Annotated in this window: 1 protein-coding gene; it reads left to right on the forward strand. The window is 65.8% G+C overall.

The window, feature by feature from the left end:
- The first annotated feature begins 263 nt into the window (after positions 1–263).
- Complete coding sequence (locus AD666_RS22300) at positions 264–16376, forward strand: non-ribosomal peptide synthetase (RefSeq protein WP_053156907.1); 16113 nt, start codon at positions 264–266, stop codon at positions 16374–16376.
- Positions 16377–16378: the final 2 nt, after the last annotated feature.

Consider the following 16378-nt stretch of genomic DNA (forward strand, 5'->3'; position numbering starts at 1 on the left):
CATGACAGACACCGTGCAACGGATCCTCTAATTTTTTCCCACCTTGTGAAGGGATATCAGGCGCGGTCGGAAGGCAATGCGACCCATCGAAAGGCCACGACACGCCCCGCGACGACGCCATCGCATCAGGCCCCTGTCCACCCGCCCCGATGTCCCTGCCCACAACTATTTGCATCCCGCCGATTGGCAGTCGCCCAGGCCTCCATGCACCGCCATTCGAACGGAGACAAACCTCAATTGATTCTGCCTGCAGGTGCTCCGAAATGGATTCGTCGACCCAAATGTTGCCCACGCAAGACTGCGCCACCCACGAACTGGCCTCTGTCCAGCAGGGCATCTGGCTCGACCAGATCGCGCACCCGGACCTGCCCTACTACAACATCGGCATGTCCCTGGAAATCAAGGGCGAGATCGACATCCCGCTGTTCGAGAAAGCCATCGAGCTGGTTGCCAACAACCACGACGCACTGCGTCTGAGCTTCAGCCATGAGGGCGGCATGGGTCGCCAACGGGTCTTGCCCGAAGTCAAGGTCAAGCTGGAGGTGGTGGAATTCACCGAGGCCGAAGCCGACGCTGGCCTGGCCATGGAGTACCTGCGCAACGCCTTCCGCCAGCCGTTCGAGTCGCTGACCGGTCAACTCTGGGAAGCACGCATGGTGCGCTGCGGCCCGAACCGTCATTACTGGCTGAACCGTTACCATCACCTGGTGGCCGATGGCATCAGCGTGGCACTCATCGGTCACGCTGTGGGAGCCGCCTACAATGGCTTGCTGGCAGGTCACGAGGAAGTGCCGGAAGGTCACTCCTATCTCTCGTTCCTGGAGGACGACCGGGCCTATCTGCAATCGTCCCGCTATGAGCGTGATCGCGAGTTCTGGCAGGAAACCTACGCACAACTGCCGCCTTCGCTGCTGCAACGCCGGGCCGACTTCAAAACCGGCCAGGCCAATGAGCTGGCCCCCAGTGCCCAGGTCCAGGCGATGCTGCCCCGGGCGCTGTACAACGCCCTGACCCAGTTCGCCAGCGAGCGCAGCCTGTCGGTGGCCCATGTGCTGATCAGCGTCGTCGCCACCTATTTCTGCCGCACCGTGGGCGTCGATGAAATGGTCATCGGCATGCCCGTGCACAACCGCACCAACGCTCGCACCAAGGAAACCGCAGGGATGTTTTCCTCGGTCAGCCCGATTCGCCTGCCCGTCGACACGGATGCTTCGCTGCTGGACTTGATGAACACCGCCGGTAGTCAATTGCGTCGCTGCTACCGCCACCAGCGGTTCCCGATTGCCGAACTCAATCGCTTGCTGCGCCTGGCACAGACCGGCCGCCGGCAGCTCTTCGATGTTTCGCTGTCGTTCGAAAGCCTGGACGGGGACGATCAGTTCGGTGGCACCTCGTCCACGGTGATCACCATGGACAACGGCTACGAACAGACGCCCATGGCGATCTTCGTGCGTGACTACCATCCTTTCGAAGACGTGCACCTGGACTTCAACTTCAACACCGCCTATTTCAGCCTGGAAGAAGCCCGGTACCTGCAAGATCGCATTGTCTCGATGCTCGAAGCGGTACTGGAGCATCATGACACCCCGGTGGGACGCTTCCCGCTCATGAGCCAGGCCGAGCGGCGCCACCTGCAAGTCGACTTCAACACCACGACCCGCGACTACCCCCGCAATGTGCTGATCCATGAACTGTTCGAGCAGCAGGCCGAACAGCGCCCGGAAGCCTGCGCGGTGCGCGGCGACGGCGGGCCGTTGCTCAATTACGGCCAGCTCAACCGCCAGGCCAACCAGTTGGCCCATCGCCTGATCGAACTCGGCGTGAAGCCGGATGACCGGGTGGCCGTGTGCCTCAGGCGCGGGGCGGACATGGTGGTTGCCCTGCTGGGCATCCTCAAGGCCGGTGGCGCCTACGTGCCCATCGACCCGGACCTGCCGAGCGCTCGCCAGGCCTACATGCTCGACGACAGTGCGCCCCGCGCCGTGCTGAGCAGCCAGGCGCTGCGCGAACACCTGCCATCGATGAACGTGCCGGTACTGGCGCTCGACGATGACAAGCGTGTCGCCCATCCCGAACACAACCCTGACCCGCAAGCCCTCGGCCTGACGCCGAAGCACCTGGCCTATGTGCTCTATACATCCGGTTCCACCGGCATGCCCAAAGGCGTGATGAACGAGCATCTGGGCGTGGTCAATCGCCTGCTCTGGGCGCGGGACGAGTATGGCGTCGACACCAGCGACCGGGTCCTGCAGAAAACCCCGTTCGGTTTCGATGTATCGGTCTGGGAGTTTTTCCTGCCGCTGCTGGCCGGTGCCGAACTGGTCATGGCGCGTCCCGGCGGCCACCAGGAACCGGATTACTTGGCGCACGTGATGCGCGAGGCAAGCATTACGATGCTGCACTTCGTGCCATCGATGCTCGACCTGTTCCTGGAACACCGCGACAGCCGGGACTTCCCCGCGTTGCGCCGGGTGCTGTGCAGCGGCGAAGCCCTGCCTCGCAGCCTGCAACGTCGCTTCGAAGGTCAACTGGCCGGTGTCGAATTACATAACCTGTACGGGCCGACCGAGGCGGCCATCGACGTGACCGCCTGGCACTGCCGCCCCAGCGATCCCGGTGAAAGCGTGCCCATCGGCAAGCCGATCGCCAACATTCAGATGCACGTGCTCGATGCCCGTGGCGAGCCCCAACCACTGGGCATCGCCGGGGAAATCCACATCGGCGGCATCGGCGTCGCCCGAGGCTACCTGAACCAGCCGGAACTGAGCGCCGAACGTTTCATCGCCGACCCGTTCAGCAGTGACCCGAATGCACGCCTGTACAAGACCGGCGACCTGGGCCGCTGGCTGGCCAATGGCGCGCTGGAATACCTGGGCCGCAATGACTTCCAGGTGAAGATCCGCGGCCTGCGCATCGAAATCGGTGAAGTCGAAGCGGCCCTGGCGTTGTGCCCAGGCGTCCGTGAGGTGGTGGTCATCGCCCGCGAGGACAGCCCCGGCCAGCCCGACAGCAAGCGCCTGGTGGCCTATCTCTGCGGCGAGCCGGTGCCGGTCGCGCAACTGCGCAGCACGCTGCTCAAGCACCTGCCCGAGTACATGGTGCCCAGCGCCTTCGTCCACCTGGACGCCCTGCCCCTGACCGCCAACGGCAAGCTCGACCGCCGCGCCTTGCCCGCTCCCGGCCTGGAAGCCCTGGCCAGCAAGGCCTACGAGGCACCGCAAGGCGACACCGAAGTCGCCATTGCCGAGATCTGGAAAAACCTGCTGCACCTGGATCAGGTCGGCCGTCACGACGGCTTCCTCGAACTGGGCGGCCATTCGCTGCTGACCGTGCAACTGCAAGCCCGCCTGCATCAGGACCTCGGGGTCGAGATCGACCTGCGCACGCTGTTCGCCCAGACCTCGTTGAGCGAACTGGCCCGGCAGGTGGAACAGGCCGGCACCTCGCAGCTCCAGGCCATAGCCTTGGTCCCCCGCGACCAACCGCTGCCGCTGTCCCTGGCCCAGCAACGCCTGTGGTTCCTCGACCAGTTGGACCACGCCGCCAGCGTCGCCTACCACATGCCCGCCGCCTTGCACCTGCGCGGCCATCTGGATCGCATCGCCCTGCAACGGGCCCTGGACCGCATCGTCGCCCGTCACGAAAGCCTGCGCACCACGTTCCAGCACATGGACGGTGAAGCCCGCCAACGCTTCACCCCGGCCGACATCGGCTTCACCCTGATCGAACACGACCTGCGCGCGCTGGACATCGACGCCCGGCCCCACGCCGTCGAGCAGCTGACCCAGGACGAAGCCCGCGAAGCCTTCGACCTGAGCCAGGGTCCGCTGATTCGCGGACGCCTGCTGCGCCTGGCCGACGACGAACACATCCTGTTGGTGACCCAGCACCACATTGTCTCCGACGGCTGGTCGGTGGCGGTGTTGATCGGGGAGTTCAACGCCCTGTACGCCGCGTTCTGTCAGGGCCTGGACGATCCGCTGCCGCCCCTGGCGCTGCAATACGCCGACTACGCCGCCTGGCAACAACAGCACCTGCAAGGCGAACGCCTGCAAGCCCAGACCCGTTTCTGGAAAGATCACCTCGACGGGGCGCCGGCCCTGCTGGAACTGCCCGCCGACCATCCACGACCCCAGGTGCAGAGCTATCGGGGCGCCGCCCTGGCGCTGCAACTGCCCGCGCCGTTGAGCGCCAGGCTGCGCCGCTTCAGCCAGGAACAGGGCCTGACCCCGTTCATGACCTTGCTCGGCGCCTGGTCGATCCTGCTCTCGCGCCTGAGCAACCAGCCGCAGGTCGTGGTCGGCACTCCGGTCGCCAACCGCACCCGCCAGGAAACCGAGGCGTTGATCGGCTTCTTCGTCAACACCCTGGCCCTGCGCATCGACGTCCAGGCCCACCGCCGCGTCGATGAACTGCTGCAACGGATCAAGGCCACCACCCTCGACGCCTACAGCCATCAGGACCTACCCTTCGAACAGGTCGTCGAAGCCCTGCAACCGGAGCGCAGCCTCGGCCACAGCCCGCTGTTCCAGGCCATGCTGGTGCTCGGCAACACCCCACATGACCAGGCCCTGGCCCTGCCGGGACTGAACCTCACCCCACTGGCCCAGCCCACCGGCACCACCCAGTTCGATGTGAGCCTGTCGCTCAACGACGACGGCGACGTCATCAGTGGCCAGTTCGAGTACGCCACCGACCTGTTCGAGGAATCCACCATCGTCCGTTGGGGCCGGCATCTGCTGCACCTGCTCGAGGCGATACTGGACGACGCCAGCCAACCGCTGGCGACCCTGCCGTTGCTGGATGACGCGCAACGGCGCGAACTGCTCGGCCGCTTCAACCAGACCCACGCAACGTTCCCCGAGGGGCAACTGTTGCAGGAATGGTTCGAGCAACACGTTCAGGCGCAACCTCAAGCCATTGCCGTGCAGGCAGAAGACATCAGCCTCAGCTATGCCGAACTCAACGCGCGGGCCAACCGTATCGCCCATCGCCTGATCGCCGCCGGGCTTCGCCCGGATGAGCGGGTGGCGCTGCTGGTCGAACGCAGCCCGGAGATGATCGTCGGCATGCTGGCCATCCTCAAGGCCGGCGGCGCCTATGTGCCGCTGGACCCGAACTATCCGCAGGATCGCTTGCAGCACATGCTCGACGACAGTTCGCCACGGGTGCTGCTGACCCAGGGCGCCCTGGCCGCCCCCTTCCATTCGCTGCAAATACCGCGATTGCTGCTGGACGACGCCACAGAGGGCGATGACAGCAACCCGCGCATCGAAGGCCTGACTTCACGGCACCTGGCCTACGTCATGTACACCTCCGGCTCCACCGGCAAGCCGAAAGGTGTGATGCTCGAACACCGTTCGGTGTGCAACCAGATCGGCGCCCTGCAGGGACGCTACGGCCTCAATCCCCGGGATCGCATCCTGCAATTCGCCAGCATGACCTTCGACATGTCGGTGGAAGAAATCTTTGGCGCCTTGCTATCCGGCGCCACGCTAGTGCTGCGCAGCGATGCCTGGATCGCCGGCACGGCGGCCTTCGCCATGCTGTGCGAGCAACACGCGATCAGCGTCGCCAACCTGCCGACCGTGTTCTGGCAACAGGTGAGCCGGGACGCTCACGTCGCCCTGCCCACCTGCCTGCGCCAGTTCATGATCGGTGGCGAAGCGGTGGGCAAGCAGGCGGTGACCCAGTGGTTCGCCCGCGCCGGTCACCGTCCGGCGCTATTCAACGCCTACGGTCCGACCGAGGCCACCGTGAATGCTTCGATCCGCCGGATGGAAAGCGACCGGGACGATTTCCGTTCCATCGGCAAACCGCTGCGCAACACCCAACTGCATGTGCTCGACGCCACGGGCAATCTCGCGCCTTTGGGCGTCTGCGGAGAAATTCATATCGGCGGCGTCGGCGTCGCTCGCGGTTACCTCAACCGCCAGGCACTGACAGCCGAGCGCTTCATTGCCGACCCGTTCAGCACCGATCCGGACGCACGCCTGTACAAGACCGGTGACCTGGGTCGCTGGTGCGCCGATGGCACCCTTCAATACTTGGGACGCAACGATGACCAGGTGAAAATCCGCGGTTTCCGTGTGGAACTTGGGGAAATCGAAGCCGTCCTCGCCCGCTGTGCCGGTGTGCGTGAAGCGGTGGTGGTTGCCCAGGAAAGCAAGCCGGGCCAGTCCGACAGCAAGCGTCTGGTCGCCTACCTGTGCGGTGAGCCGGTACCGGTGGAACAACTGCGTGCCGCATTGCTCGCGGCGCTGCCTGAGTACATGGTGCCCAGCGCGTTCGTACAGCTGGAGGCCATGCCCTTGACGCCCAATGGCAAACTTGACCGTCGCGCCCTCCCCGCACCGGGCCAGGAAGCCTTCGCCAGCCGGGCCTACGAGGCGCCACGGGGCGAGATAGAGCAACTTGTCGCGAACGTCTGGCAAGAGCTGCTGGGTCTGGAACAGGTGGGTCGTCACGATCGCTTCTTCGAGCTCGGCGGGCATTCGTTGCTGGCGGTGAGCCTGATCGACCGCCTGCGCCAGCATGGCTTGAGCGCCACGGTGCGCACGGTGTTCACCGCACCCAGCGTCCGGGAAATGGCCCAGGCCCTGGGTCGCAGCGATGAAACGCCATTCCTGGCGCCGGCCAACCGCATCCCGGCCGACTGCACGACCCTGACGCCGGACATGTTGCCGCTGGTGGAACTGACCCCGGCCCAGCTCGACCGCATTGTCGCCGCCGTGCCCGGCGGTGCCGCCAATATCCAGGACATCTACCCCCTGGCTCCGCTCCAACAAGGCATCCTGTTCCACCACCTGCTGGGGCATGAAGGCGATGCCTATCTGGTGCGCTCGATGATCGAGTTCGACAGCCGTTCGCGGCTCGACGCTTTTATCGGCGCCTTGCAGCAGGTGATCGATCGCCACGACATCCTGCGCACAGCCGTGCATTGGGCCGGCCAGCCGCAGCCGGTGCAGGTGGTGCAACGCCAGGCCACGTTGCCTGTGCAACTCATCACCCTGTCCGCCGATGAAGATCCGCGTACCCGACTGGAACGCTTGAGCGATCCGCGGCATCTGCGCCTGGACTTGCAACAGGCGCCGCTGATGCGCGCCTGCATCGCCGGGGATCCACACTCTGAGCGCTGGTGGCTGAGCCTGCTGGACCACCACATGATCAGTGACCACGTGTCCCTGGCGATCGTGCTCGAGGAGGTCCAGACACTGCTGCAGGGCGACGCCGTGAGCCTGCCGGCGCCGATGCCCTACCGGGAGTTCGTCGCGCAGGTCCTGGCAACGCCGCCCCAGGCCCACGAAGCCTACTTCAGCAACCGGCTGGCGAGCGTCGACGAACCCACGGCGCCCTTCGGCGTACTGGACGTTCAGGGCGACGGCAGCCAGGTCGCGGAAACCAGCGTGCGACTCGAACCCACCCTGAGCCAACGGATCCGTGCCCAATCACGCACCGCCGGCGTCACCCCGGCGGTGCTGTTCCACATTGCCTGGGCCCAGGTACTCGGGCGCTGCACCGACCGTGACGATGTGGTATTCGGCACGGTGGTCGCGGGTCGCCTGCAAGGCACGATGGGCGCCGACCGGGCGCTCGGTGTGTTCATCAACACCCTGCCGGTGCGGGTGCGACTGGCCGGGGCCTGCGTCGGTGCGCTGGTGGATGAAACCTATCGCGACCTCAGCGAACTGTTGTCCCACGAGCAGGCTTCCCTGGCCCTGGCCCAGCGTTGCAGTGGCGTCGGCGCTGGCTTGCCGCTGTTCACCACGCTGCTCAATTATCGTCATCAGACCGACGGTGGCTCGCTGGCCAACGAAGGGCAGGTGCTGGCCTGGGACGGCGTACGCTTCTTGAGTAACGAAGCACGCACCAACTACCCGATCGAGGTGGCCGTCGCGGATGAAGGCGATGACTTCTCCATCACCGCCCAGTCCATCACCGGCATCGACCCGCAGCGCATCGCCGCCTACCTCGGCCAGGCCGTGGCTGCCTTGGTGGAGGCCCTGGAGCAGACGCCCGATCGCCTCGCCAGCAGCCTGGAGGTGCTGCCCGACGCCGAACGGCAATTGCTGCTCAAGGACTTCAACCGCACCGCCACGGATTTCGGACCGGCCCAGCCGATCCATGCCCTGTTCGAAACCCAGGTGCAGCTCAACCCCGACGCCGTCGCCCTGGTTTGCGAAGACCGTCAGTTGAGCTATCGCCAGCTCAATCGCCGCGCCAACCACCTGGCCCGCCAGTTGCTCGCCCTGGGCGTGCAACCTGATCAACGCATCGCCCTTTGCGCCGAGCGCAGTCTGGAGATGATCGTCGGCCTGCTCGGCGTGCTCAAGGCCGGCGCGGCCTACGTGCCCATCGACCCGGCCCACCCCGCCGACCGCATGGCCTTCATGCTCCAGGACAGCCAGCCGCAGGCATTGCTGACCCAATCAGCGCTGTCCCTGCCAGCCGGCGATCTGCCGCTGTTGCTGCTCGACACCGACGCCTCCCTGCAGGCGGCGGACGATGCCGCGTTCGACGCCAATCCGCAGGTACCTGGGCTGACGCCGGAACACCTGGCCTACGTGATCTACACCTCCGGCTCCACCGGTCAGTCCAAGGGCGTGATGGTCGAGCACCGTTCGGTGTTCAACTTCTGGCAGGTGATGACCCGTACTACCCACCGGTATTGCCCGACCCCGGCCACCGTGGCCCTCAATGCCGGCTTCTTCTTCGACATGTCGATCAAGGGCATCGCCCAGCTGTTCTCCGGCCATCGCCTGGTGATCATCCCGCAACTGATCCGCGCCAGCGGCCAGGAACTGCTGGACTTCCTCGAACAGCACCAGGTCCACGCCTTCGACTCCACCCCGTCGCAGCTCGACACCCTGCTCGCCGCCGGCCTGCTGGAGCGCCAGCGCTACCAGCCGGTCAGCGTGCTGCTCGGTGGCGAAGCGATCAATGCCGCGACCTGGGAAAAGCTGCGCAACTGCCAGACCATCCGTTTCTACAACATGTACGGCCCCACCGAATGCACGGTGGACGCGACCATCGACCTGATCCGCGACCTCGGTGAGCGCCCGAGCATCGGCCGGCCGTTTGCCAACGTGCAGGTCCATGTGCTGGATGCGCGGGGTGAACCGGCGCCGCTGGGCGTGGCCGGGGAAATCCACATCGGCGGTGTCGGCGTGGCCCGGGGTTACCTGAACCGACCGGAACTGAGCGTCGAACGCTTCATCGCCGACCCGTTCAGCAATGACCCGAATGCACGCCTGTACAAGACCGGCGACCTGGGTCGCTGGCTGGCCGACGGCACGCTGGAATACCTGGGCCGCAATGACTTCCAGGTGAAGATCCGTGGCTTCCGCATCGAGTTGGGCGAGATCGAGAACGTGCTGCTCGGCTGCGCCGGTATCACCGACGCGGTGGTGATCGCTCGCGAAGACAACCGACTCGTGGCCTACCTGTGCGGCGAGCCGGTGCCGGTCGCGCAACTGCGCAGCACGCTGCTCAAGCACCTGCCCGAATACATGGTGCCCAGCGCATTCGTCCATCTGGACGCCCTGCCCCTGACCGCCAACGGCAAGCTCGACCGCCGCGCCCTGCCCGCACCCGGTCTGGAAGCCCTGGCCAGCAAGGCCTACGAGGCGCCGCAAGGCGACACCGAGATCGCCATTGCCGAGATCTGGAAAAACCTGCTGCACCTGGATCAGGTCGGCCGTCACGACGGCTTCCTCGAACTGGGCGGCCATTCGCTGCTGACCGTGCAACTGCAAGCCCGCCTGCATCAGGACCTCGGGGTCGAGATCGACCTGCGCACGCTGTTCGCCCAGACCTCGTTGAGCGAACTGGCCCGGCAGGTGGAGCAGGCCGGCACCTCGCAGCTCCAGGCCATTGCCGTGGTCCCCCGCGACCAACCGCTGCCGCTGTCCCTGGCCCAGCAACGCCTGTGGTTCCTCGACCAGCTGGACCACGCCGCCAGCGTCGCCTACCACATGCCTGCCGCCCTGCGCCTGCGCGGCCATCTGGATCGCATCGCCCTGCAACGGGCCCTGGACCGCATCGTCGCCCGTCACGAAAGCCTGCGCACCACGTTCCAGCACATGGACGGTGAAGCCCGCCAACGCTTCGCCCCGGCCGACATCGGCTTCACCCTGATCGAACACGACCTGCGCGCGCTGGACATCGACGCCCGGACCCACGCCGTCGAGCAGCTGACCCAGGACGAAGCCCGCGAAGCCTTCGACCTGAGCCAGGGTCCGCTGATTCGCGGACGCCTGCTGCGCCTGGCCGACGACGAACACATCCTGTTGGTGACCCAGCACCACATCGTCTCCGACGGCTGGTCGGTGGCGGTGTTGATCGGGGAGTTCAACGCCCTGTACGCCGCGTTCTGCCAGGGCCTGGACGATCCGCTGCCGCCCCTGGCGCTGCAATACGCCGACTACGCCGCCTGGCAACAGCAGCACCTGCAAGGCGAACGCCTGCAAGCCCAGACCCGTTTCTGGAAAGATCACCTCGACGGGGCGCCGGCCCTGCTGGAACTGCCCGCCGACCATCCACGACCCCAGGTGCAGAGCTATCGGGGCGCCGCCCTGGCGCTGCAACTGCCCGCGCCGTTGAGCGCCAGGCTGCGCCGCTTCAGCCAGGAACAGGGCCTGACCCCGTTCATGACCTTGCTCGGCGCCTGGTCGATCCTGCTCTCGCGCCTGAGCAACCAGCCGCAGGTCGTGGTCGGCACTCCGGTCGCCAACCGCACCCGCCAGGAAACCGAGGCGTTGATCGGCTTCTTCGTCAACACCCTGGCCCTGCGCATCGACGTCCAGGCCCACCGCCGCGTCGATGAACTGCTGCAACGGATCAAGGCCACCACCCTCGACGCCTACAGCCATCAGGACCTGCCCTTCGAACAGGTCGTCGAAGCCCTGCAACCGGAGCGCAGCCTCGGCCACAGCCCGCTGTTCCAGGCCATGCTGGTGCTCGGCAACACCCCACACGACCAGGCCCTGGCCCTGCCGGGACTGAACCTTACCCCACTGGCCCAGCCCACCGGCACCACCCAGTTCGATGTGAGCCTGTCGCTCAACGACGACGGCGACGTCATCAGTGGCCAGTTCGAGTACGCCACCGACCTGTTCGAGGAATCCACCATCGTCCGTTGGGGCCGGCATCTGCTGCACCTGCTCGAAGCGATGCTGGACGACGCCAGCCAACCGCTGGCGACCCTGCCGTTGCTGGATGATGCGCAACGTCGACAGTTGCTGGAGACATTCAACCCAGCCCCTCTCGCCCTGGACGAAAGCCCGAGCCGCTTCCCCCATGCCGTCTTCGAAGCACAGGCAAGCCGTACGCCGGACGCCGTGGCGCTGGTCGGTGATGGACAGACCCTGAGCTACGCCGAGCTGAACGCCCAGGCCAACCGCGTGGCCCACGGCCTGATCGCCTTGGGCGTGCGGCCCGACGACACCGTCGGCCTCTGTGCGCGCCGCAGTCCGGAGATGGTCATCGGCCTGTTGGGTATCCTGAAAGCCGGTGCGGCCTACGTGCCCCTCGATCCTCAATACCCGGCGCAACGCCTGACCCACATGCTGGCCGACAGCGCACCCAAGGCGCTGGTCCATCAGCGAGGCCTCGACGCATTGCCGCTGCCCCTTGGCCTGTCGACCCTTGAGCTGGGCAGCTCGGCGTTGCCGCAAAGCCCCACCCACAACCCAGAGGTGACGGACCTGAACTTCGGCCATCTGGCCTATGTGATCTACACCTCCGGCTCCACCGGGCTGCCCAAGGGCGTGATGGTCGAACATCGCGGCCTGCGCAACCTGCTGGACTGGTACCTCGACGACCTGGCGTTCCATGCCGGCGATGCGGTACTGCTGGCTTCGTCCTATAACTTCGACCTGACCCAGAAAAACATCCTCGCGCCACTGATGGTCGGTGCGTCCCTGCACCTGGCCGAAGAACCGTTCAACCCGACCGCCATCGTCGCGCAAATCACCGAGGCGGGCATCACGCACCTGAACATGTCCCCCAGCGCTTTCCACGCGCTGGTGGACGCCGACCGGCACGGGGCGATGGCCTGCCTGAAACGGGCGGTACTGGGAGGCGAACCGATCCAGGTCGCGATGCTGCAAAAAATGCCCGAGCCGCGGCCGGCGATCATCAACAGCTATGGCCCGACGGAGTGCAGCGACGTGGTCGCCTGGCATGCGCTGGAGGTCGATCCGGACACCTATCGGAACCGCTCGATCCCCATCGGCCGCCCCATCCGCAACATGCAACTGCATGTACTCGACAACCTCGGCCAATTGCTGCCGGTGGGCGTGCCCGGCGAGATCCACATTGGTGGCGTCGGCGTGGCGCGGGGTTATCTCAACCTGCCGCAACTCAGCGCCGAGCGCTTCATCGCCGACCCGTTCAATACCCAAGTCGATGGGCGCTTGTACAAGACCGGCGATATCGGCCGCTGGCTGGCCGACGGCACCCTGCAATACCTGGGACGTAACGACGACCAGGTGAAGATCCGCGGCTTGCGCGTGGAACTGGGCGAAATCGAAGCCGCCCTCGCCGCCCTCGACGGGGTCCGCGAAGCCGCCGTCATCGCCCGCGATCACCAGGCCGGCGGCAAACGCCTGGTGGCGTACCTGTGCGGCGAACCGGCGGCCGCTGAACAACTGCGCACCGAACTCCTGCGCCGACTGCCCGAGCACATGGTGCCCAGCGCCTTCGTGGTGCTGGATGCATTGCCGCTCACGCCCAATGGCAAGCTCGACCGCCGCGCCCTGCCCGAACCGGGCCAGGACGCCTACGCCAGCCGGACCTACGAGGCGCCGCAAGGCTCGGTGGAAGTGACCATCGCCGGGATCTGGCAGCAACTGCTGGGGCACGAGCGCATCGGGCGTCACGATGGTTTCTTCGAGCTCGGCGGACACTCGCTGATGGCGGTCAGCCTGATCGAGCGCCTGCGCGAACAGGGCCTCAACGCCGATGTGCGCAGCGTATTCAGCGCACCAACCCTGCGGGAGTTGGCCGTGGCCTTGAGCGATGCGAAGGATTCGGTGTTCCAGGCCCCGGCCAACCGCATTCCGGCCGATTGTCAGGCCCTGTCCCCGGACATGTTGCCCCTGGTGCACCTGACGTCGGAGCAACTCGAACGCCTCGTCGCCGCCGTACCCGGCGGTGCGGCCAACATCCAGGACATCTACCCCCTGGCTCCGCTCCAACAAGGCATCCTGTTCCACCATCTGCTGGGGCACGAAGGCGATGCCTACCTGGTGCGCTCGATGCTCGAATTCGATGACCGCCAGCGCCTCGATGCCTTTATCGATGCCCTGCAACAGGTGATCGACCGCCACGACATCCTGCGTACCTGTGTGCACTGGGATGGCCTGCCCCAGGCCGTCCAGGTGGTGCAGCGCCAGGCGCGGCTGCCGGTACACAGTGTCACCCTGGACGATCACCAGGATCCCCTCAGCCAGCTCCAGGCCCTGAGCGACCCACGACAGCTGCGCCTGGATCTGCGCCAGGCCCCGCTGATGCGTGCCTGCATCGCCCGTGATCCACACTCCGAACGTTGGCTGCTGGCGTTGCTCAATCACCATATGGCGAGCGACCACGTGACCCTGGAGATCGTCCTCGAAGAAATCCACGCGATGCTTCACGGACAAGGCGAAAGCCTCGGCACGCCGCAACCTTATCGCGACTTCATCGCCCAGACCCAGGCCGTTCCGACCCAGGTCCACGAGGCGTATTTCCGCCGCCGACTGGCCGACGTCGATGCGCCAACCGCGCCCTTCGATCTGCTTGAAGTACAAGGGGATGGCAACCACATCGAAGAAGCCAGTGTGCAACTGAGCGTCGAACTCAACCTGCGCCTGCGGGCCCAGGCCAGGGAACGGGGCATTACCCCGGCGACGCTGTGCCATGTGGCCTGGGCGCAAGTGCTGGCCCGTTGCACCGGGCGCGACGACGTCGTGTTCGGCACCGTGGTCGCCGGTCGCCTGCAAGGCTCGGCGGGCGCCGAACGGGCCCTGGGTGTGTTCATCAATACCTTGCCGGTACGCGTCCAACTGAATGCAGGCGGTGCCAATGAACAGGTGCTGGCCACCCACCGTGATCTGGTCGAACTGCTGAGCCATGAACAGGCGTCCCTGGCCCTGGCCCAACGTTGCAGTGGCGTGCCCAGTGCCTTGCCATTGTTCACCAGCCTGCTCAATTACAGGCACCAACGCGATGACAGCCAGTTGCAATGGCCGGGCCTGCGTATCCTGGGCAGCGCCGAGCGGACCAACTACCCGCTGACGCTGTCGGTGAATGATTATGGCGATGCCCTCGGGTTGACGGTGCAGAGTGTCCGGACAGTGGACCCGCAGCGCATCTGTGCGTTGATGCAACGCGCCCTGGAGCAACTGGCCCAGGCCTTGATGTACACGCCGCAGATTCCCCTCACGCACCTGGATGTCCTGCCTTCTCAGGAGCGCACCCTGCTGCTGGAGACTTTCAACCAGACCCAAGTGCATTACCCGACGCACCTGTGCATCCAGCAGTTGTTCGAGGACCAGGTGCGCAGGACTCCAGACGCCTGTGCGCTGCTCGACGGCCATCGACATCTGAGTTATGCCGAACTCAACGCCCAGGCCAATCGCGTGGCCCATCATCTGATGGCAGCGGGTGTGCAGCCGGGCGACCTGGTGGCGATATGCGTCGAACGCGGCGCGGCGATGATCAGCGGTCTGCTGGGCATCCTCAAGGCCGGCGGCGCCTATGTGCCGCTGGATCCGACCTATCCGGCCGAGCGCCTGGCCTCGATTCTCGAGGACGCCCGGCCACGCTTGTTGCTGGCCGACCTGGTCGGTCGCGCCGCAGTGGGCAGGTTGCAGGAGGGCACCCGTTACCTGGCCCTGGAGCAGGCCCTGATCACGTCGAACAGCCGTGACCCGCAGCTGGACGGCTCGGGGCTGACCCCGACGCACCTGGCCTATGTGATCTACACCTCCGGCTCCACGGGCAAACCCAAAGGGGTGATGATCGAGCATCACAACCTGGTGGCTTCGACGCTGGCCCGTGTCACGGTGTACGGCCCGGCGACCGACAAGCGCTTCCTGCTGCTGTCCTCGATTGCCTTCGACAGCTCGGTCGCCGGCATTTTCGGCACCCTGGTCAGCGGCGGTGCATTGTGCATCCCGGATGCCGAAACCGCCCGCGACCCCGAAGCCATCGCCCGCTTCATCGACGCACAGGCCGTGACCTCGCTGCTGTGCGTGCCTTCGCTGGGACGCCTGGTGCTGGCAAGCCTCGCCGCCGGAAACGGACATGGCAGCCTGAGGGAAATGATCGTCGCCGGGGAAGCCTGCCCTGCGCAGTTGGTGCAGGAATGCGCCGGCCTGGAACCGGCGATTACCCTGTACAACGAATACGGCCCCACCGAAGCCACCGTCTGGGCCACGGTGCACCGCTGCACCGCCCAGGACACCGGGACCGTGCCGATCGGGCGCGCTATTCCCAACAGTCGGCTGTACGTGCTCGACGAACAACGTCAACCGGTGCCGCTCGGCGTACCGGGCGAACTGTACGTAGGCGGCGCGGGTGTTGCCCGAGGCTACCTGGACCGCGCGCAACTCAACGCCGAACACTTCCTCGCCGATCCGTTCGGCCCAGGCGAAGAGGCGCGGATGTACCGCACCGGCGATCTGGTGCGCCTGCGCGCCGATGGCGTGCTCGAATTCCTGGGGCGCAACGACCAGCAAGTCAAGATCCGCGGTTTCCGTATCGAACCCGGTGAAATCGAAGCCTTGATGCTGACGTTGCCAGGTGTGCGCGAGGCCGCCGTCATCGCTCGCGAAGACACACCGGGGGCGGTACGCCTGGTGGCTTACCTGAGTGTCGAACCGCATCTGGCCGGTCGCAATGCCAGCAGCACGCTGCGCCCCTACCTGACCTCGCAGTTGCCGGACTACATGGTGCCCGCGGCGTTCGTGGTGCTCGAACGGTTGCCATTGAGCCCCAACGGCAAACTGGACCGCCGCGCCCTGCCCGCGCCCCGCAGCGAAGACTTCGCCTTGCGCCAGTACGAAGCCCCCAACGGCGAGACCGAAGAACTGTTGGCGCAGATCTGGGCCGACCTGCTGGGCCTGGAGCGGATCGGCCGGCATGACGACTTCTTCGAACTCGGCGGTCATTCGCTGCTGGCGGTGCAAGTCACGCTGCGGGCACGGGAGACCTTCGCCGTAGAGCTACCGCTCAGGAGCGTCTTCGAACACCCGTCGCTGCTGGCATTGGCCGACCTGGTCACCACCTTGCAACTGGCGCAGTTCGAGTCGGATGAATTGATGGACCTGCAACAAGAAATGGCTTCGCTGTCTGAAAGCGAACTGCTCGCTATCGTCTCCAAGGATGCTTAACA

It is taken from the genome of Pseudomonas sp. Pf153 (assembly GCF_001269775.1).
Classification (GTDB): Bacteria; Pseudomonadota; Gammaproteobacteria; order Pseudomonadales; family Pseudomonadaceae; genus Aquipseudomonas; species Aquipseudomonas uvaldensis.

Coding starts and splice junctions, on each gene's coding strand:
- AD666_RS22300 (WP_053156907.1), top strand. CDS start 264: ATGGATTCGTCGACCCAAATGTTGCCCACGCAAGACTGCGCCACCCAC.